This is a genomic window from Guyparkeria halopsychrophila (assembly GCF_044582135.1).
Lineage (GTDB): Bacteria > Pseudomonadota > Gammaproteobacteria > Halothiobacillales > Halothiobacillaceae > Guyparkeria.
The window spans coordinates 1-20,315 of sequence record NZ_JBDODP010000019.1; the positions used below are offsets into that span (position 1 = coordinate 1).

The following is a 20,315-nucleotide window of genomic DNA, read 5'->3' on the forward strand; positions in this document are numbered from 1 at the left end:
TACTTGAAGCTGCGATCCGATGGCTACTCGTCAGGCGACGTCGAACGGTATGTACGGCGCTGGTTTGTTCTGTCGGTCCTGACGTCCCGCTATTCCACGCAGGGGGAGACGCGCTTTGAGCAAGATATTCGCGCCATCGATCAACGAGGGTTTGGTGCATATCTTCGGGCCACCGAAGAGGCGGAGCTATCCGACGCCTTCTGGAATGTTGGTCTGGTCCAGGACCTGACCACATCAAACGGGAACCACTCCGCCTTCAAGACCTTCCTTGCCTCACAGGCCAAGGACAATGTGCGCGGGTTCCTGTCCAAGGACATCACGGTGCGGGCCATGCTGGAACACCGCGGCGATGTGCACCACCTGTTTCCTAGGGAACACCTCAAGCGCGAATTCGGCCTCAAGCGCTCCGAATACAACCAGGTCGCCAACTTCGTTTACACGCAGCAGGAAATCAATATTGGTGTTGGGGCATTGCCGCCCGAACGTTATATGGCCACGGTGTTGGAGCAGTGCGAGACAGGGAGCCCCGTTTACGGCGGCATTGTGGATCGCGATGAACTGCGCCAAAACCTGATTGAGAATGCCGTACCCACATCGCTGATGGATGGCGGACCGTTGGAATACGAGGACTTCCTGAGTGAACGACGCAAACTGATGGCAGAACGCTTGCGCGATTACTACCAGGCGCTCTGATTCGGTCTTCAACGTAAATTGCACACGGTCTACGGGTGCTGCTTCGATGGCAGGGCCACGTGGATTTGAAGCAGCAACGAGGCGAAAGTGAAAAAGCCACGCTCGGTTAATGCACTGGAGGATCTGGGAAGGGTCCGGCTTTCCAAGTCCTTCTACATGCGCGATTTCCTCTACAGCGAGATCGCGAACTTCTACGGCGTGCCGAATATCCCGGATGATCCCGATCTCGCGATCGAAACCTGCTCAAGGCTGTGTGAGGAGGTGCTCGAGCCGCTGAACGACACGTTCGGGCGCATCTCGATCTTCTCCGGTTACCGCTCGCCGGACGTGAATCAGACCGGCAACGAAAACAAACTGCGATGTGCCTCCAACGAAGCCAATTACGCCGGGCACATCTTCGATTATCGGGATGGTGACGGATGCAAGGGCGCGACGGTCAGCGTGGTGATTCCCTGGTTCGCCGATCGTTACGAGCAGGGCGAGGACTGGCGCGCGATGGCGTGGTGGATTCACGACCATCTGCCCTACAGCGACATGTGCTTTTTCCCCAAACTCGCGGCCTTCAACATCTCCTGGCACGAACGGCCCAAGCGGGAGATCTATAGCTTCATCGATCCAAAGGGGTTTCTCGTCCGTGAAAGAGATGAGGAAGGCGAGAAGGACCATGGCGAGTGGTATCGGGATTTTCCGTCGCTGAAGCAGCCTCCCTGCTAAGCGTTCTGCCCAAGAAAGCCCTGCGTTAGTCCAGCGACGTCTCCTGCTTTTGGGTCTGTGCGTCGAAGCTCACTGGCCCCGGCGGCGTATCGCGAACAACGACCGTGCCGCTAAGCTTTTCATACCAGCCCCAGCGGGAGTATGGAGGCAAAGTAGCCGAGATGGCGGCCGATGAATTGGCCTGTTGATGGCTTTCCCCCTGTTTCGGTGTCGACGATTTTGGCCGCAATGGCGATTTTCCCCGGGTGTGGTCTGAATGACCTCCGGAACGCGACTACGCTCAACCCGGACCAATAACTCGCTGTACTCCCGATATGCCGGTGAGCTTCTCGTTACATGTTTGAAAACCGTATGAACAGTGAACCAAAAACTTGGCCACGCTCCTCGATTTGCATGCGTCCTTTGTCGTTGGACGTAAGGTCGATCGCGGCTGACATCTACCGCCGCGCGTGTCGCGTCAGCTTCGATGAGCCGGGCTTCTGTGTGCTCAACGTCGGTCACGAGATCGATTCCGTCGCGTTCCGGCAATTGATGGTGGACCTCAAGCGTGCAATGGCCGCGATTCACGAATCCACCACCGGCAATACGCTGGCGTATCGTTCGGCTGCACGCTTCGATCAACAAGAAACAACACGGCCGCATCTTGACGGCGGGCCGGATGAGTCATTGCTGATGCTGGGCTACGAGCCTTCGGAAATCGATTCCGAGCTCGAGATCTCTGACTACGCGAAATGCGCGTTTGATCGTGGACTTTCACCCAAGGAATTCATGGCCGAATACAACCCCATGTTCAAGCCTGGTTATGACATGTTGCGCCCGTATACAACGCGTGTCCCTTGCTTTTCCAAGACCGACTATCAGATCGTCTGCATCAACAACTCGTGTTCGGCCTACTCCGAATCGCAACCGACATGGCAGGGCACCCTGCATACAGCGAAGATTCTGATGCCCGACGAAACGGCTAGCCGTGTGATCAACTCCACGATGATCGCTTCTGAGCCCGCGGGCACAGCGGACAAGATCGATGCCGAGGAGATAAACGACTTCGTTTCCTCTTCAGTGGTGAGTCGCTAAGGTTGCGGCAACCGATGCGTCGAGAAGGGCACATGACCGTGGCATGAACGCGGAGCCTCGTCACGTTAAGCGCCTCACCCCCACGGGTTGCGAATCGGTCGCTACGCCGACTGATCACCGAGCTTAGGATGTCGTCGTCACGATGAGCAGCTGTAATGTGAGACCCCACCGACATTGAACAGCGATGACGGCTTACGCCGGTAGTATTTTTCCTCCACCGCTTTTGATTGCTCGGCGTACGGCTGCGTCATCACCTCCTGGAGTTCCCTGATTGCCGAATAATCGCCGGCCGCCGCTTGTCGATACGCCGGGACGAGGAACCACTCTCTCAGCGTGTATTTCGGGTTGACGCGTTTCATCGCCTTCGAGACTTCGTCGCGCGTTTGAGCCAACTCGGTTTCCGACTTGGTGTCGTCGTCGGCGCCGACGAGCGATCGCCACTTGGCCAGCCATTCGGACCAGCGTTCGGCGGTTGCGTGGGTGTTCTCCGCAGACTGCTTGCTTGAAACGTCCGAGGCCTCGAGATCGGCATAGAAGCTCTTCTTGAGCGGCTCGATGCTGTTGGGAACCGCCGAAAGCTCACGGAAGAAGAGGGTGTAATCGACCGGGGTGGTGGTCATCAGCGCTTGCAGTTCGACAAACAACTCGGCGTCGACCGACGCCAGGCCGAGTTTGCTGGCCCACATCCGTTCCAGCTTCTCGCCCATGACCTTGGCAAAGTCGCCTTCAATCGCGTCAAGCTGCGCGATGGCCTCCGGATCATCGTCCAGCAGGGGGCGTAGCGTCGTGCAGAACGTGCGGAAATTGCGTTCCGCGGCGGCGGGCTGGTTGGAAAAACAAAAATGACGTCCGCCGCCGGTCCAGGGTTGGAAGTAAAGGTCGAAGACCTCGCAAAACCCGAACGGGCCATAGTCGAGCGTAAAGCCTCCGGCCGCGCAGTTGTCACTGTTGAAGTTGCCCTGGCAGTAGCCAACGCGAATCCAGTCGGCAACCAGCGAGGTGAGCCGGTCTCGGAACGCGAGCGCGAGCGAGATGATCTGCTCGCCGATCGCCGTTTCTCGATCAACGTCCTCGGCGTATTCCCGCTCGATCAGGTGCGAGACGAGCGCTTCCAGTTCTTCCCGGGCGTTCGGGTGGGCCTGCTTGCGGGCACGGCGGCTGAAGAGCTCGAGCTGGCCGACCCGGATGAACGAGGGCGCCACCCGGGTGGAGATGGCGACCGGTTCCCTAACCAGGGTGTCGGGGTTCATGGCCTCGCTGCCCTCCGAGTACCAGGGGCGATCGACGGTTTCGGTCTTCGACACGTACAAGCTCAATGACCGCGATGTCGGCACCCCGAGGGCGTGCATGTGCTCTTGGGCGAGGAACTCGCGCACGCTGGAGCGCAAGACCGCCCGTCCATCCGCGCCCCGGCAATAGGGCGTGCGACCGGCCCCTTTCAGTTGCATCTCCCATCGCTGGCCCCGTGTCACGACCTCGAGTATGGAAAGGGCTCGACCGTCGCCGTAGCCATTGCCGGTTTGAAACGGGCACTGGCGGTCGACTTCCGTGCCATAGATGGAAAGGGCGTAGCCACTAGCCCAACCGACGTTGCTCATCGTCTCGGGCACGACCGACAGGTCGCCGGAGAACAGGCGGACGAACCCGTCGGAGCGCGCCAGGCTGTCATCCAATCCCAGGTCACGGAAAAGCGCTTGACCGTGCGCGACGTATTCCGGGTTTTCGATCGGGGTCGGCTTGACGGGGACGTAATGCCCGGAAAAGACCTGTCTGGGTGAGTGGTCGATGCCGTCGATCGTCGCCTCCGGATCGCGTTTGAGCGTTCGCATCAGGGAGTAGTCGACGACGTTGGCGAGCTCCTCAAGACTCGAGATGGCAGAGCGCGTTTCGGGCGAGTGTTGCTGGGTCTGTTCTTGGGTCATGGGTATTCCCGGGTGCACCTGGTGACGAACGGTCGGTTACGTGGGGCGAGTTGGCGTATCGCTGTGTTGGCCGGGAAGATGTTCCGGTTTTCCCGCATCACCGTGTCGACTGGCAGGCAACCGTCAATAGGTGGGCATGCCGCTATCGACTTGCGCGGCCCAGGCATCGACTCCGCCGGTGAGGTTGATCACGTCGGTGAATCCCTGCTGTTCCAGGAACAGGGCGACCTGCATGCTGCGCATGCCGTGATGGCAAATACACACGATTGGCATGTCTCGCTCCAATTGCACGACATTGGCCGGAACGGTGTTCATCGGCATCGTTCGTGAGCCGTCGATATGACAGAGCTGGTACTCCCACGGCTCTCGAACGTCGAGTAACAGAGGGCTGGGACTGGTTTCGTCGTTGAGCCAGGCGGCCAGCTCTTTTGCCTTCATGTTTTGCATGGGTTCTATCCCGGTTTATCGATAGGTCGTCGCGTCCCTTCGGCAACCCTGGTGCGATATTTGAAGTGAGAAGGTGGCCAGCGAGCACGTTTGCTGGGGAGGGGACTGATTCGATCCGAGCACGCCCACGCCGGGGGACGGACAAGTCAGCCACTCCCCGCAATGGCGAACCCAAAGCGCCGAACGGGCGTATGGGTAAAGCGATCACTCCAGATAGGAGCGCTTGTCGGGTACGCCGTCCCACTCCTCGGCGTCGGCCGGCGGGTCTTTCATCTCCGAGATCATGGGCCATTGTTCGGCCAGCCGGCTGTTGAGTTCGATGAAATCGGTCTGGTCCTCGGGAACGTCGTGTTCGTCGAAGATCGCCCCGGCCGGGCATTCGGCGACACAGACGTCGCAATCGATGCAGGCCTCCGGGTCGATCACCAGCATCTCGGGCCCTTCGCGGAAGGCATCGACGGGACACACGGAGACGCAATCCGTGTACTTGCACTTGATGCAGTTCTCGGTCACGACGTACGTCATTCGTTTCTCCTCCAGTCCTTCAATCCAAGGGCAATGGCTGGCGGTGCTGCCCCCGTGGGGATTCCCATCCCCGAGCCACGCGACACGGTCCGGGTGCAGTAAGCCCGAGTCTATCACTTGGTATTTTCCGATCGACCCGACTCCCGCAGAGGCGTTGGCCATTTCGTGGGGCCCTTCTCTAAGGCTGGCGGCTGGCTCGGCTCCATCGCTTGCGGAAGGGGCGCCGCTGCGATCGGCTGCTCGCGTTGGTGTCGAACTTGCTCAATGTGGGGGTCAAGGCGGCTTCGTCGCCCGATCGAGCGAATGCGACTACCGCGAGCGTAAACAAGGCCTTACCTTTTGAAAACGGAGTGGCGGCGAGCTTTGGCGTGTGGATTCATCCGTTTTCAGGCATCGGCCCTCGCTTGAGTGGCGCGAGGGCCGCGATGTGCTCAGGAGACAGGCCGCAACACCCCCCGAGTACCTGCGCACCTTGTTGGATCCATGTCTCGGCGTAGCGGTGGAGTTCGGAGGGCGTGATCACGTCCTCGAATTGCCAATGAGGGGATTTGAAATACCCCGAGTCCGGGTAGGCCATGAGCGGGCCGTCGAATGTCGCGCGCAGGCTTTCCAGGGCATCGGAGACCAGGTTCGCTGGCGTGTGCATGATGCCCGCCGCGTCGACTTCCCAGTCGTGCAGGATCGAGATGATTTGCGCGAATGGGACATCCTCACCGGGGCCGAACCCGAGGAGCTGTCCGTTCTCGCCGCGCCGGGCGGAGAAGCCTGCCCAGACGGGCAGGCCGGTCTGGGCAGCCGCCTCGAAGACGAGTGGCATGCGGATCGGGTCGTACATCATCTCGAGGAGGAGCAGGTCACAGCCTTCGTCGCGCAGCAGACGGGCCTGTTCGCGGAGCGCAGCGGCCATGGTGTCGAGCCCGATGGCGCGGCTGTCCGGTCGCGCCGAGCCGGTGGCGATCGGCCCACGGTGGGACAGGGAGCCCGCGATCAGCACGTCGGGTCGGTCGCTCCGCTCCCTGGCCCGACGGGCGGCGTGGACCGATGCCCGGTTGATGGTCTCGAATTGGTCGCCCAGTCCATCCAGCTCAAGCAGTGCGCGCGAGGTGGCGTAGGTGTTCGCCGTGATGATGTCGGCGCCGGCGGCGATGTAATCCCGGTGGATCTGTTCGAGGATCTCGGGGTGGTCGAGGGAGGCCGAGCCGCTCCACGCGTTTGAGCTCATGGGTACGCCGCGTTTCTCGAGCTCGGTGCCGGTCGCCCCGTCGAGTAGCCTGACCTCGCCTTTTTGCAGCGCGGTATGCGTCATTGCCATGCCATCCCGGGTGGATTCGTGTCTGTCTGCGATTGTGGCAGACAACGTCGTTGCGGCTGAGCTTGCCGCCGTTCAGTCAGTAGGGTGACGGCCGTCGCGCTCAACTAACCTGTCGGAGCGCTCGGGACCTCGATTGACCAACGAGACGTGATGCTAAGACTGACAACCATGCGCGACACGTTGGAACCGATACAGCCCCGTTTTCGTGTTTTCTTGCTTGGCAGGGCGGTGAACGATGCTCGGGCGCACCAGCGGAGATCACGAGTCGGGGCGCGATCCTGCCTTGCTTCGGGTTGGATGGGATCACGGACTACGCACCGGCCTACGGTGGGGTGGGGCACATTACCGCCGACACCAAGATCACCGGGTTCATCGCCGGCCGTTTGATGCGTGCTCAGGTCACTGGCTTGCCGCTCGATCTCAACTGCCCTGTCCGGGTTTGATTCCGAGCCTTACGGCCATGCGGTGCAGGTTGCCGGGGTCCATGTCGAGATGGCGTGCGGTGGCCGCCCAGTTACCGTTTTCGCTCGCAAGGGTTCGAAGTACCAGATCGCGCTGAAAGGTATTGGTGGCTTGGCGTAGACCGCCTGTCTCCGGTGTGGCCTCCGCGGAGGGGTAAGTGCCCGTCGGCTTCGCTGTGGCGCTCGGGCGTTCTCGTGGCAGGTCGAGGTGCCGTTCGTGGATACGAATCACGGCTCGACGCTGATCCTCGGCCGAGAAGGTGTCGGCCTCGCCGACGGCGCGAAGCGCGCCACGGGCGAGTACATGCTCGAGTTCCCGCACGTTGCCCGGCCAGTCCCATTGCAGCAGGGCCCGTTCCGCCTCTGGTTCCAGTCGCAGGTTGGCTACGCCCAGGCGAACGCGGTTTTCCTCGAGGAAATGTCCGGCCAGCAGCGGGATGTCCTCAAGTCGTTCGCGCAGGGGTGGCACCCGTAACGGGAATACCCCCAGACGGTGGTACAGATCCTCGCGAAAGCGTCCGGCCTTCACCTCGGCGATCAGGTCGCGGTTGGTCACGGCGACGACGCGTACATCCACGGCCTGCACCCGTTCGCTTCCCAACGGTTGAATCTCGCCTTCCTGCAGCACCCGCAACAGCTTGGGTTGCAGCGACAACGGCAATTCGCCGACCTCGTCGAGCATCAGGGTGCCGCCGTCCGCCATGGCGAAGTGGCCCCGGTGGTCGCTCACGGCACCCGAGAAGGCGCCACGGCGGTGACCGAACAGGGCGCTCTCGATCAGGCTCTCGGGTAGGGCGGCGCAATTGACATGCACCAGGGGCCCGTTTCGGCGCTGGGATCGATCATGCAGGGTGCGAACGACGTGCTCTTTGCCCACCCCGGTCTCGCCGGTCAGCAGGACGTTCATGTCCGTGGGGGCCACCAGCTTCACAGAACTGATCAACTCGCGCATCGCCGGGCTACCCCACTCATGCAGGGAGGGCTGGTGGTGGCCGTCATCAAGCGCTTCACTGAGCATCGAGCGCGTGGCGCTGAGCCGTTTCGCCACGCGCAGACAGGTAGCCAGAAGCTCGGCGGCCGCCTGAAGCTCGCTCTCGTTGAGGTCGTCCAGATCACCGGGGCCGAGCGCGTCGAGCGTCAGGATGCCCGTCAGGCGACGATCGTCCTTCAATGCCACGCCGACGCAGTCGTGAACGTGACTGAGCTGCTCGTCCAGCAGGCCGTCGAACGGGTCGGGGAGGTCGGTGTCCGGAGGGAAACGGCAGACGCCCGGGTGGGCGGCGATGGCGGCAAGCCGGGGGTGCTCTTCCAATGTGAATTCCCGGCCGCGAACCTCGTCGTTGAGTCCGAGAACGGCAACGGGTCGCAGGATGCCATCGTCCATGACCATCAGGGTGCTGGCGTCGGCGGGATAGTTCCCCACCAGCGCGTGCAGTATCGACTGCCAATGTTGGCTCAGTGCTTGGTCATCGTCGCCATCGGCCAGCCGGGCAAGGAGCTCACGCAGGGAGTGCAGGAATTCGGTCATCATGGATTGTTATTCTAACAGCCGGTTCGTCCTAATAACATTGATTTTCAATGTCGAAAACACAACATCCCGGTTGGCTTCTGGTGGCCTCGCTCAGCAAAATGGCGTCATAGCGGCTTTTTAGAGGATTGGGTGCCGGACAGTGAGGACGGCACGCTGCTTGCCCAATGAAGGGATAGACGATCCAATCCGACCAGGAGCAAGACCATGCTGACGAAAGACCAGGAAAGCCTGATCGAGGCCACCGCCCCGGTGGTGGCCGAGCACATCGACGAGATCACCAAACGGTTCTATCCGCTGATGTTTCAGCGCTATCCCGACGTCAAGCCGCTGTTCAACGAAGCCAATCAGAAGAGCGGCCAACAACCTCGCGCCCTGGCCGCGGCCGTTGTCGCCTACGTGCAGATGCGCAAGCACCCGGAAATGGTGGGCGACAAGATGGCCGTGGTGGTCAGCAAGCATGTCTCTCTTGGCATCCGGGCAGACCAGTACCCGATCGTCGGCGAGTGTTTGATGGCGGCAATCGGTGACGTGCTCGGCGAGGCGATCACACCCGAGATCGCGGATGCCTGGGGGGCACTCTACTGGGAGCTCGCCGACATCCTGATCGAGATGGAAGATGCCCAATACTCGGCCTTTGCCGGCAAGCCCGGTGGCTGGCGTGGGATACGGCGGTTTCGCATCGCCGCGACCAGTCAGGAAAGCGCGGTCATTCGCTCGTTCGTGCTCGAGCCCGAGGATGGTGGGGCTGTGGCCGACTTCGAGCCGGGCCAGTTCATCGGGGTTCGATTGACCATTGACGGCGAGCCGGTCTACCGCCACTACAGTCTTTCCAACGAGCCCAACGGCCGCCATTACCGCATCTCCGTCAAGCGTGATCCCAATGGCAGCGCCAGTCGCCACCTGCATGATGCAATGACGGTCGGCGACACGCTCGACCTGCTACCGCCCTCAGGCGATCTCACGCTCCAGAAGGGCAGTGAGCCCTTGCTGCTGGTCAGCGGTGGAGTGGGCCAGACACCGATGCTGCCTCTGGCCCGGCAGGCCCTGGCCGCTGGGCGGCGGGTGGTCTACATCCATGCCGCCATCGATGTGGATCACCATGCCTTTGCCGAGGAGATCGCCGCGTTGCGAGAAGGGCATCCCGAGCAGTTGCAGACAGTCACGATCTACGACCAGGGTGGCGGAGGCGACCACGCCGGTCGCATCGATCGGGCTTTGCTCGCCCGGTATCTACCCGGCAGCGAGACGCGCTGCTACTTCGTGGGCCCGGCGCCATTCATGAGTGCAGTCGAGAACGCCCTGGCCGATCTGGGTGTGCCCGAAGATCGACGCCACTATGAGTACTTCGGCCCGTCACAGCCACTCCAGGCGGCCTGACACTCGTCACCCGAAGCACGGTCTCAAACCCGGAACCACCATCGTTCCGGGTTTTCTTGTTGCGGTTCCGAGATCGTCCTTTCGAAAACCCCGGCCCTGAATCTGGGATTGATCCCCGGTTTCGCCTGTTTCGCCGGTGTGTCGGTCGGATCGGCTGCGGCACTGATGTCTGAATTGCCCCGACTTTGCTAGACACATCCCGAGCCTCGTCACGGATGAGTGTCTTGTAGGCCGGGGACGATTCAATCCCGATTCCAGGGAGGGCGACGGTCCTCATCCGACATATTCAGAAAGAACAGGTAGGCGACCTGCTTCAGGTGGTCACCGTGGCTCACGCTATCGTCGAGGAGCATGTGGTAGTAATTCCTGATCTTCGAGGAGAGTTACTCGACGTTCCTGTGGGGGCATGCTCTAGTGGTTGGCCTGTTGCTTGAGGTCCATGGGGGATAAGTCGAACAGCAGCCGAACGAGTTCGTGGTTGATGTAGTAGTTCTCTCGGCCCAGGCGATGCTTGTCGAGGATCCCTCCGTCGGCCAGTGCATCGAGGTACCGCGTTGCGGTGGCCCGGGAAACCCCGAGATCGCCCTCGACAAAAGCCACCTTGGTATACGGGTGCCGAAAGATGTTGTTGATCAAGTCCTGGCTGTAGAACCGGTAGTTATCCCGAATGTAGTGCTTGTGCCGTTGCAGCAGGTTACCGATAGCCTCGACTAGATCGGTCGTGTGCCGAGCCGTGACCGCCACCCCCCGCAGCATGTAAAGCAACCAGCTTTCCCACTCGCCGGTATCACGTACCCGCTGGAGTTCGCTGTAGTACGCCTCCTTGGTCTGACTGATATACCGGGCCAGGTACAGGATGGGCGAGTCGAGCAAGCCTGCCCTCACGAGGAACAGGATGTTGACGATCCGCCCAGTACGGCCGTTGCCGTCGTAGAAGGGATGAATCGTCTCGAACTGGTGATGGATCACCGCCATGCGGACTAGCGGATCCTCGGCACTGTCCTCATGGATATAGTGCTCCAGCTCGGCCATCAGGGCCGGCACCTCCAGGGGTGACGGCGGTTCATACACCGTTTCTCCGGTTCGCAGATTTCGCAGTATCGTGCCCGGGGTGGCGCGAAACCCGGCGTCTTTGCCTTTCAGGACTGCCTGGATCTTGCGGATGGTGTTCAGAGTCAACAGCCCGGAGTCGCGCACCTCCCGGAACCCGGCATCCAAGCCTTGGGCATACCAGGCCACCTCCTTGCCCGCCGGATCCACCGATTCAGGCTGAATCTGGTAGCGGTACAGCGCATCCTGCGTGGTGATGATGTTCTCGATCTCCGAACTGCTCTGGGCTTCCTGCAAGGACAGGGTCGACAGCAGCAGCCGCTCATTGGGGATCGTCCGGGCCACCCCCTTGAGCTCGGCCAGGTTGCTGCGAGCATCTACCAAGGCGCGCAACACCACGGGAGTCTCCAGCGGCCCGGCGGGCGGGAAGTAATCATGGATATCGAGCGACATCAGAGCACCGTGTTTGGATCAAACCCACCTGCTCAAAAAATCCACTTTTTGAGCAGGTGGGTCGGTATCTTCTCAAAAGTGGTGATATCTGAACACACATGCACACCTTCGAACACGACGATCGGTAACGCAGGCGCTCAGGGCCGCAGCACATTTACCACCACGCCGCAATCGTCTGCAGGTGGTGGTTTGGTGGGCTGTCTCCGATAGAGTTCGAGATGCGCTCTTTCAACCGGCTCGCGGGTGTCTGGAAAACCGGGGGTGATTCAGTCGGGATCGTGGGCAATACTCATCGACAGGATTAGCCAGCCATCGCGAGGGCACCATGAACTACGACGAGGCGGTGAAGGACACTTGGGACCTGGATGGCGTGTCGCCGAAGGGCGAGGCCGCGCAAATGGAAACGCTCATTCGCTATGCGACCCTGGCGCCGTCGGGTCACAACACCTAGTGCTGGCGGTTTCGGGTGGCGGCGAGCGCCATCCGTATTCTGCCGGACCTGAACCGGCGTACGCCGGTAGTCGACCCGGACGACCATCATCTTTATGTGTCGCTGGGCTGCGCCACAGAGAATCTTTGCCTGGCCGCCCGGGCGATGGGACTGGAGCCAGAGGCCGAGTTCCGGCCCGAGGGTGATGGGGAGATCCGGGTGGCCCTCACGCCCGGTGAGGCTGAGGTGTCGCCGCTCTTCGAGGCCATCGTCTCGCGCCAGTGCACGCGCAACGACTACGATGGCACGCCGCTTCCCGCCGAGGAGCTTCGCCTGCTCAAGGAAGCCGGTAGCGGTGATGGCGTCTCGGTGGTGCTGCTCACCGATCGCGACGCCATCGAGCACGCGCTGGTATTCATCCGATTCGCCAACACCCGGCAACTGAGCAATTCCACCTTCCGCCGGGAACTCGAGGCATGGATTCGCTTTAACGACGCCGAGGCTGTGGCCAAGGGTGATGGCCTGAGTGGTCGGGCGACCGGCAACCCCCAGGCGCCGCGCTGGCTGGGGAAAATCCTGATGCGCGCCGTGCTCAGACCGAAAGCAGAGAGCACCAAGTTGGCCCGCCAGGTGCGCAGTTCCGCCGGACTGGCGGTGTTCGTCTCGGCAGAGGATGACCGAGCGCATTGGGTGGAAGCCGGGCGCTGCTACCAGCGCTTTGCCCTGCAAGCCACGGCGCTGGGCATTCGCAACGCCTTCGTGAACCAGCCGGTGGAGGAGGCGAGCGTGCGCCCCGATTTCGCCAGGGCGCTCGGGCTTGGCGGCGGGCGTCCCGACCTGGTGGTGCGCTTTGGTCGTGGCCCGGCCATGCCCCGATCCCTGCGTCGCCAAGTGGAGAGCGTGATGCGCTGACTCCGGCGCTTGCTGCGATAAGCGGGTTTCAGTTTAAAGGCAGCACGGATATGGGCATACCCGCCTCGAAAGGTATTCGGGCCGGAATCACTGCAAGCGCCTCGGCTTGCTCCGGCTCCGTAGACCCGCCCCGCACCCACCATGTGCCGTCACCTGATTCGAGTCGGATCGGGAGATAGCGATCGACGTCTGCTAGTCCGAGGGGTTGCGTTAGCCGGGCGGTGATTCGTGCGGTCGAGGCGTTGAGGCCCATCATTCCGTCCAAAAACGGTCGAACAATGCCGTGCAGTGCGGTCAGCAAGGCGGCAGGGCGACCGGGCAATGACAGGATAAGTGTGCCCTTGACTGTCTTGGCTGCACTGGTGGGGCGTCCTGGTCGCATCGAGACGCCTTCGAACAGCGCAGTGCCAAGGCGGCGAAGAATGGTGCGTCCGAAGTCATGATCACCCACCGAACTGCCTCCAACGATGAATACTAGGTCGGCACTGCCGAGGTGCTGCTGCACCCGAGCCTCGATTGTCGGCAGGTGGTCGGCAATCGGGCCAATTGGCCCGATAACGTCGGCACCAAACCGAACAAGGGTGGCCTCCAGGAGGATGCTGTTGCTGTCATGAATGCCTCCGGCTGCACAGGGTTGACCGGGTGAGGTCAACTCATCGCCCGTCACCAGCACAGCCACACGTGGCGGTCTGCAGACCGGCAGGGTGGCGAGTCCGTGTCGGGCGGCGAGCGAGAGATGGCCGGGTTCCAGCCGAGTGCCGGCTGACAGTATTGGCGCGCCCGGCATGTTGATCGCTCCGACGGTCTCGCAGTCGGCCCAGAGCTGCACTGTGGCCGTTGTCCGCAGCATTCCCCCCGACACCGAGACGATTTCCCGACGCAGGACCACGTCGGCCCCCGGGGGCAGCGGCGCGCCCGTGGCGATGGGGGCACAGTGCCCGCCATTGAGGGCTTCCGGCATGGCGTGACCCGCTTTCGATGCGGGCCGGACTTTTAACGTGCCACCATCGTTGACCTCTGCCTGACGGGCGGCGTAACCGTCCATCATGGCTCGATTGAACGGTGGGTAGGCTCGGGGCGCATGAATCGTCCGGGCGAGCACTCGTCCGAGGGCCTGGTCGAGAGATAGCTCGATCTCCGGGAGTTTGGGCGCAGCGGCACTCAGCGTGGCGATCGCCTCTTCCACGCTCGGGCTGGCCGTGGCGCAATGGCAGTTCGTCATGATCTTTTCCTCCCTATGCCGGGGATGGCTGGGGGTTGCAACAGGTCGGTCGGGGTATTCACGTTGAGAAACGCGTCGTGGTCGGCGGACAGGTCGCAGCAGACGTGTGGCCCGTTGGTGAGCAGATCGGTCAGCCGGGAGGGTACGGTGCCGACCAGCCGATGGAGCAGCGTCGGGATATGCAACAGGGTCACGCCCGGTTGCAGGCGATCACCGTCGTAGGCGATCACCACTGGGGAGTCGGTTGCCCGTTGACGCGCAACGAGCCTGGCTGGCCACTGGGAGCGGTATCGTGGCATGTCGCATGGCGCGAGCAGCACCCAGTCATGACGCAACCGGCCGAGTGCGGCATGGACGGCCGCCGCCGGGCCGCGACGGATGCCACCCGGGTCACTGATCGTGGGGTGACCGAGGCGGCGATAAGCATCAAGATGCCGGTTGGCGACGATCACCAGTTCGTCGACGGACGGGGCCAGCGCCTTGAGCACGTGGCCAACCATTGGCTGGCCAAGGAACGGTTCGAGCCCCTTGTCCCGTCCGCCCATGCGACGGCCGGCCCCACCGGCGAGCACCAGCGCACTCAGTTTATGGCCGGCAGCGAGCGATAGGCCCTTCACGAGTGGGCCTCGCGACGTTGCAGATGGTCGGCCAATGCGTCGACCAACGGGTGCATCAGGAAGCGTCGGCTAGGCATCACGTCGACTCGGATGTCGAGGCCTTCGAGATGTTGCGCCATGACCGGACCGATGGCGGCCACCACCGCCCGTTCGAGGCCCCTGTGCAGTGCCTCAAGACGTCCGGCGCCCCGGGCAACCCGCAACAGGCGATTTATCTGTGGCTGGGCGGTGAACAGGATCACGTTGGTCTGTCCCCGCGCCAGCTCTTCGATCAGCGCGAGTACGGCCTCGGTCTCGCTTTCGGTGGCGTAGACGTAGGGGGCGACCGGCACCGGCTGGCTGCCGATCTCGTGGACCGCGCGGATCAGCGGGATGTTCGGCTCGGTCCCGTAGAGCACCACACCGGTGCACGGCGCCGGCTGGTCCAGTTCTTGCAAGGTCGAGATCACCCCCTCGCTGGTTGGTCGTTCGGCGCGGACCTCGGCCTGGAGTCCCCAGCGCTTGAGAACGCGCCCCGGCTTGGGGCCGCGGACGATCAGGCGGGTCTGTTCCAGTCGGCGCAGGAAGGCCGTCTCGCGACTGCTGCGTTCGGCGGCAGCGTGCAGGCGAGCGATGCCCTCGCCGGTGAGCAGGATCAGGTCCCCCATCGACCGGTCGGCCAGGAAACGGTCGATCCATGCCAGGACGCCGTCCTGGTCGGGCGAGTCGTGGATGCTGACCAACGGGCAGCGCGTGACCATGGCGCCGCGGCGTTCGAGCAGGCCGGCCAGGATGTCGATCTGGCGTGATTCCGGCAACGCGACGCGACAGTTGTGGAAGGCCTGAGGGATTTCGCGGACCCGGCTCATGCGGCCCCCTTGGCCAAGTACGGCTCGCTGTCGGGGAAGACCGTGGGTATATCCCCGCGGCCATGAAACCATCCTAACGAGTCGTGCAGTTGCGTGACCTCGCCGACGATGAGCAGCGACGGCGATTCCGCCGCCGTGATCTTGTTGGGCAGGGTCGTCAGCGTGCCGGTGTAAACGCGCTGGTTGTCGGTTGTGCCGCGCTCTATCAGGGCGGCCTTGCCGCCGCGCGCCATCCCGTGGGCGATGAGCTGATCGCAGATCTGGCGGGCGCTGCCCAGGCTCATGTAGAACACCAGTGTGTCCCGGCTTTCGGCGAGGTTCTTCCAGTCGAGATCCAGCTCGTCGCCGCGTCGGTGGCCCGTGACGAAGCGGACCGACTGGGCGTGGTCGCGGTGGGTGAGCGGGATGCCCGCGTAGGCTGCGCAACCGCTGGCGGCAGTGATGCCGGGCACCACCTGGAAAGGCAGGCCTGCGGCGGCCAGCACCTCGATCTCCTCGCCGCCCCGGCCGAAGATGAAGGGGTCGCCCCCCTTGAGCCGGGCGACACGCTTGCCTTGTGCTGCGAGATCGCGGAGCAGGCCGCTGATGTCTTCTTGGGAGCAGCTGTGATGGCCGGCGCGCTTGCCGACGTAGATCCGCTCGGCCTCGCGGCGCGCGAGATCGACGATGGCCGGGGCGACCAGCCGGTCGTACACCACCACGTCGGCCTTTTGCAGCAGGCGCAGGGCGCGAAAGGTCAGCAGGTCGGGATCGCCGGGGCCCGCCCCGATCAGATAGACCTCGCCGGAATCGGTCGGTGCGGCCTTGTCGGTGAGCAGCTGGGCGAGTTGGCCCTCGGCCTCGCGTTCCTTGCCAGACAGCACCAGGTTGCCGATCGGGCCATCGATCACGTCCTCCCAGAAGCGCTTGCGGGTCTCGAGGCCGTGGATGCGATCTTTGGCGGCTTGGCGGTAGCGGCCCAGCAGGTTGGCCAGCCGGCCGAAGCTCGCCGGGATAAGGGTCTCAAGTCGCGCCCGCATCAGCCGGGCGAGTACCGGCGAGCGTCCGCCGGTGGAGACCGCGATGGTTACCGGGCTCCGGTCGACGATCCCCGGCAGGATGAAGCTGCACAGCTCGGGCTGATCGGCGACGTTGACCGGGATGCCGCGGCACTCGCAGGCGGCGAATACCGCGCGGTTGACCTGTGTCTCATCGGTTGCGGCGATCACCAAGCGGTTACCGGCGACCATCGCGTCCGCGAATTCGGCTTCGTGCCAGGCAAGCCGGCCATCGTCCACCATGCGGCGGGTCTCGCCGCTGACCGCGGGGGCGACGACCGTCACCCGGGCACCGGCGGCGCGCATCAGGTCCGCCTTGCGGGCGGCGACCGCGCCGCCGCCAACGACCAGACAGTCCTTGTCGCGCAGATTCATGAAAATGGGTAGCTGGTCCATGGGTCGGTTCCCCTCAGATGTTTGTTGCCGTCAGGCGCTTGGCGATGAGTTGCTTGAGCTCTGGGATGCAGGAGCCGCAGTTGGTGCCGCAGCGCAGCGCCTTGCCCAGTGCGTCCGGCGTGTCGAGGCCTTCGGCATCGATCGCCTCCAGAACCGTGGTTTCCCCGACCTGAAAGCAGGAGCAGACGATCGGGCCGGTATCGGGCATCGGCTCGGCGGGACGGCCGGCTAGCAGGCCGAGTCGTTGCGTTAATGACAGTTCGTCAGAGCGGATAAGTTCGGCCAACCACTCGCGTGAGGGCAGGTCGGGAGTGCGGCCAACGAACAGCACGGCGACCACCCGGCCGTCGACCACGCGGGCTGCGCGGAACTGGCCGCCAGCCGGGTCGTCGTAGGTCTGCCACTCGCCCCCTTCACCGAGGAGGTGACCGGCCCATGCAGACCAGTCGGCGATCGGTTCGCGACCGGCCATCTCATAGCGAATCCCACCCTCGATCGGGATGAGGGTCCAGTACTCGGCTTGTGGCCGTGCGACCGGCTCGCGACTGACCAGCGTGGCGAACCAGGTGGCGGCAAACGGGCGTACGGCGACGGTCGCGTGCTTGGATTCCGGCTGCCCGGAGTAGGGGTCGACGTGTGCTGGGATTAGCGAGCCCACGCAGGCGCTGCCGCTGAACTGGGCGTTCCAGTGGATCGGTACGAACAGTGAACCCGGGTGCTGCGCCGTGGTGATGCGCACCCGGCCGATATAGCGGCCCTGCTCTCCACGGATTTCGGCGAATCGGTTCGGCTCGAGCCCGTAGCGGGCCGCGTCCTGCGGATGAACCTCAACGAACGGCTCATCGATGTGCTGCATCAGCCGCGATGCCTTGGCAGTGCGGGTCATCGTGTGCCACTGATCGCGAATCCGCCCGGTGTTCATGATGAGCGGGCGGCGTGCCGATACCTTGATGGCCGGGCCGGTGGCCGTGATGGCGACGAAACGCGCCCGGCCAGTGGGCGTGAAGAAGCGACCGTCCTCGAACAGGCGCTTGCGGCCTTGCCCGGTGGCCGGATCGATCGGCCAGTGGATCGGGGCGAGCCGGTCGTAGTCCGCGTCGCTCAACCGAGCCAACGCGCTGATATCGAAATCGCGCGAGCCGTGGTTCTCGTAGCCTGAGAGCGCGGCGTGCTCGCGGAAGATGTCTGCGGGCCCGCGATAGGGAAAGGCCTCAGCGAAACCCAGCCGCCGGGCCACCTCGGTGATCGTCCACCAGTCGTGGCGAGCTTGTCCGGGTGGCGTGAGAAAGCCGCGCTGGCGGGAGATGCATCGTTCGGAGTTCGTGACCGTGCCATCCTTTTCCGCCCAGCCGGTCGCCGGTAGGAGCACGTCGGCACAGGCGGTGGTGTCGGTCTCCTGCATGCAGTCGGAGACGATCACCAGCGGGCAGCGACGCAGCGTTTCGCGGACCCGCTCGGATTCCGGCAGGCTCACCACCGGGTTGGTCGCCATGATCCAGATTGCCTTGATTTGCCCGGACTCCACCGCCTCGAACAGGTCGGTGGCCTTGAGACCCGGTGCATTCGCCATGGCGGGAGACCCCCAGAAGCGTCCGACGCGCTCGACCGCGCCCGGTTGCTGGAAATCCATGTGGGCGGCCAGCTGGTTGGCCAGCCCGCCGACTTCACGACCGCCCATCGCGTTGGGTTGGCCGGTTATCGAGAACGGTCCCTGCCCGGGCGCACCGAGGCGGCCGGTGGCGAGGTGGCAGTTGATGATCGCGTTCGCCTTGTCCGAGCCGCTCGAGGACTGATTCACGCCCTGCGAGTAGATTGTGACGGTCCGCTCGCGGCTGGCGAACCAGTCGAAGAAGGTGTGCAGGTCTTCGATGTCGACGCCGGTCGAGCGTGCCACCGCCCCGATATCGGGCGCGTCGGCCCGAGCGGCGGCGATCGCCTGGGCGAACCCCTCGGTATGCGCGTTGATATAGGCCGTATCGATCGCGTTGTCATCGGCCAGTCGCGCGAGCAAACCATTGAAGAGAAAGGCATCGCTGCCTGGGGCGATCGCCAAATGCAGGTCGGCGATGTCACAAGTGGCAGTCTGGCGCGGGTCGATGACGACCACTCGCATCTGGGGGCGGGCGCGTTTGGCGGCAGCCAGGCGCTGGTACGTTACCGGGTGGGTCCAAGCCGCGTTCGACCCCACTAGGACGACCAGGTCGGCGAGTTCCAGGTCCTCGTAGCAGGTGGGTACGGTATCGGTGCCAAACGCCCGTTTGTAGCCGACTACCGCCGAGGCCATGCATAGGCGCGAGTTGGTGTCGATGTTGGCCGTGCCGATGAAGCCCTTCATCAGCTTGTTGGCCGCGTAGTAGTCCTCGGTGAGCAGCTGGCCGGAGACGTACATCGCCACAGCATTCGGCCCGTGCTCATCGATGACGCGGCGAAAGCCGTCGGCGACGGTGTCGAGTGCGGTGTCCCAGTCCACTGCCTCGCCATCGACCTGCGGCACCAGCATGCGCCCGGCCGGGTCGACGGTCTCGTGCAGGGCGGAGCCCTTGACGCACAGGCGCCCGAGGTTGGCCGGATGATCCTTGCTGCCCACCACACCCACCAGACGCCCGTTGTCGAGGCGGGCGTCGACGCCGCAGCCGACTCCGCAGTAGGGACATGTTGTCTTGATGGTCTCGTGCATTTCTCACTCGCAAAAAAAAGACGCCCGATCCAGCGTGGGCTTGCAGCCACGTGGAACGGACGTCTTTGTCCAGGTCTATTTTTTCGCCCCGCCGTTGGGACGCTTACCCTTGCTCAAGCAGGGTTCATGCCACCCACGTCATGACTGACAATCAATGGCTTACGCACGACAGACGGCGGCATGGTCGCGTCGATGCACCAGCGGCGATCACCATCGAGTGGCGACCGTTCCATCGTGGTGCATGGCGAACCAATCGCTTTACGCCTCGGGCTGGGCAAGCTGCACCCTGCCGTCGACGACCCGTACGGGGTAGCTGCGGGCACTGACCGAGTTCTCGAGGCACTGGCCGTCGCGGAGGCGGTAGTGCTGCTTGTTCAGCGGCGAGGCAACCACCGGCTCGCCGTCGAGGTCACCGAGGATGCCTCGCGAAAGGACGTTGGCTTGGCCCAGCGGGTCCCAGTTACCGATGGCGTAAACGGATGGCTCCGTGTGGGGAATCAGGAACAGGGCCACCTGGCGTTTGCCCACCAGGGCGGCGACGCCGGATTGGGGCACCAATTCGTCCAGCGCGCAGATGTCGATCCAGGTGGACTCGGTACGTTCTGCCACAGTCATGG

The 20,315-nt window shown here is 63.3% G+C and carries 16 protein-coding genes and 2 pseudogenes; 6 read left to right on the plus strand and 12 right to left on the minus strand.

The features are described 5' to 3' along the window. The 3 genes and pseudogenes from ABGV18_RS09040 to ABGV18_RS09050 all read left to right on the plus strand — a co-directional run. Positions 1–693 (plus strand): annotated as a pseudogene (locus ABGV18_RS09040) (GmrSD restriction endonuclease domain-containing protein); the annotation flags it as partial. Positions 694–849: 156 nt separating this feature from the next. Continuing rightward, on the plus strand, positions 850–1,407 hold the full coding sequence (locus ABGV18_RS09045; RefSeq protein WP_396585737.1) for a hypothetical protein: 558 nt from the start codon (positions 850–852) through the stop codon (positions 1,405–1,407). A 336-nt stretch (positions 1,408–1,743) separates the two neighbouring features. Beyond that, positions 1,744–2,481, plus strand: a complete 738-nt coding sequence (locus ABGV18_RS09050) for a hypothetical protein (RefSeq protein ID WP_396585738.1) — start codon at positions 1,744–1,746, stop codon at positions 2,479–2,481. A 137-nt stretch (positions 2,482–2,618) separates the two neighbouring features. Here ABGV18_RS09050 and ABGV18_RS09055 read toward each other — a convergent pair whose 3' ends face one another. The 5 genes from ABGV18_RS09055 to norR form a co-directional block, all read right to left on the minus strand. Beyond that, entirely contained in the window at positions 2,619–4,403 is a 1,785-nt protein-coding gene (locus ABGV18_RS09055; RefSeq protein ID WP_396585739.1) for a protein adenylyltransferase SelO family protein, read from the minus strand. A 123-nt stretch (positions 4,404–4,526) separates the two neighbouring features. Next, positions 4,527–4,850 carry a rhodanese-like domain-containing protein gene (locus ABGV18_RS09060; RefSeq protein WP_396585740.1) on the minus strand — a complete coding sequence of 108 codons (324 nt, stop codon included), beginning with the start codon at positions 4,848–4,850 and terminating at the stop codon, positions 4,527–4,529. A gap of 204 nt (positions 4,851–5,054) precedes the next feature. Then, a complete protein-coding gene (fdxA, locus tag ABGV18_RS09065) occupies positions 5,055–5,375 on the minus strand; it encodes a ferredoxin FdxA (protein WP_396582486.1) in 321 nt (106 codons plus the stop codon). Between the two features lie 376 nt (positions 5,376–5,751). Then, the gene (locus ABGV18_RS09070; protein ID WP_396585741.1) at positions 5,752–6,681 is read right to left on the minus strand and encodes a homocysteine S-methyltransferase family protein; all 930 of its coding nucleotides are present in this window, start codon (positions 6,679–6,681) and stop codon (positions 5,752–5,754) included. A 426-nt stretch (positions 6,682–7,107) separates the two neighbouring features. Next, positions 7,108–8,679 carry a nitric oxide reductase transcriptional regulator NorR gene (gene norR, locus ABGV18_RS09075; RefSeq protein WP_396585742.1) on the minus strand — a complete coding sequence of 524 codons (1,572 nt, stop codon included), beginning with the start codon at positions 8,677–8,679 and terminating at the stop codon, positions 7,108–7,110. A gap of 204 nt (positions 8,680–8,883) precedes the next feature. On the opposite strand from norR, the gene hmpA reads away from it, so the two are divergent. Continuing rightward, positions 8,884–10,056 (plus strand): NO-inducible flavohemoprotein, encoded by a 1,173-nt coding sequence (gene hmpA / locus ABGV18_RS09080; RefSeq protein ID WP_396585743.1) that lies wholly within the window; start codon positions 8,884–8,886, stop codon positions 10,054–10,056. Between the two features lie 411 nt (positions 10,057–10,467). Here hmpA and ABGV18_RS09085 read toward each other — a convergent pair whose 3' ends face one another. Beyond that, a complete protein-coding gene (locus ABGV18_RS09085; RefSeq protein WP_396585744.1) occupies positions 10,468–11,559 on the minus strand; it encodes a Fic/DOC family N-terminal domain-containing protein in 1,092 nt (363 codons plus the stop codon). A gap of 325 nt (positions 11,560–11,884) precedes the next feature. Between ABGV18_RS09085 and ABGV18_RS09090 the strand changes: the two genes are divergently transcribed. After that, a complete protein-coding gene (locus tag ABGV18_RS09090) occupies positions 11,885–12,010 on the plus strand; it encodes a hypothetical protein (protein ID WP_396585745.1) in 126 nt (41 codons plus the stop codon). 12 nt (positions 12,011–12,022) lie between these two features. Next, a pseudogene (locus tag ABGV18_RS09095) lies at positions 12,023–12,901 on the plus strand (Acg family FMN-binding oxidoreductase); the annotation flags it as partial. Between the two features lie 28 nt (positions 12,902–12,929). Here the strand turns inward: ABGV18_RS09095 and ABGV18_RS09100 are convergent. The 6 genes from ABGV18_RS09100 to nirD all read right to left on the minus strand — a co-directional run bounded on the left by ABGV18_RS09100 (position 12,930) and on the right by nirD (position 20,313). Continuing rightward, a complete protein-coding gene (locus tag ABGV18_RS09100) occupies positions 12,930–14,123 on the minus strand; it encodes a molybdopterin-binding protein (RefSeq protein ID WP_396585746.1) in 1,194 nt (397 codons plus the stop codon). Continuing rightward, on the minus strand, positions 14,120–14,740 hold the full coding sequence (locus ABGV18_RS09105) for an NTP transferase domain-containing protein (RefSeq protein WP_396585747.1): 621 nt from the start codon (positions 14,738–14,740) through the stop codon (positions 14,120–14,122). The genes ABGV18_RS09100 and ABGV18_RS09105 overlap by 4 nt, the downstream gene beginning before the upstream one ends. Then, positions 14,737–15,588: a uroporphyrinogen-III synthase gene (locus ABGV18_RS09110; RefSeq protein WP_396585748.1), complete on the minus strand. Its 852-nt coding sequence runs from the start codon at positions 15,586–15,588 to the stop codon at positions 14,737–14,739. The genes ABGV18_RS09105 and ABGV18_RS09110 overlap by 4 nt, the downstream gene beginning before the upstream one ends. Beyond that, positions 15,585–17,021: a siroheme synthase CysG gene (gene cysG / locus ABGV18_RS09115; RefSeq protein ID WP_396585749.1), complete on the minus strand. Its 1,437-nt coding sequence runs from the start codon at positions 17,019–17,021 to the stop codon at positions 15,585–15,587. The genes ABGV18_RS09110 and cysG overlap by 4 nt, the downstream gene beginning before the upstream one ends. 13 nt (positions 17,022–17,034) lie before the next feature. After that, positions 17,035–19,698, minus strand: coding sequence for a nitrate reductase (locus ABGV18_RS09120; protein ID WP_396585750.1), 2,664 nt, complete (start codon positions 19,696–19,698; stop codon positions 17,035–17,037). Between the two features lie 258 nt (positions 19,699–19,956). Continuing rightward, on the minus strand, positions 19,957–20,313 hold the full coding sequence (gene nirD / locus ABGV18_RS09125) for a nitrite reductase small subunit NirD (protein WP_396585751.1): 357 nt from the start codon (positions 20,311–20,313) through the stop codon (positions 19,957–19,959). Positions 20,314–20,315 lie beyond the last annotated feature (2 nt).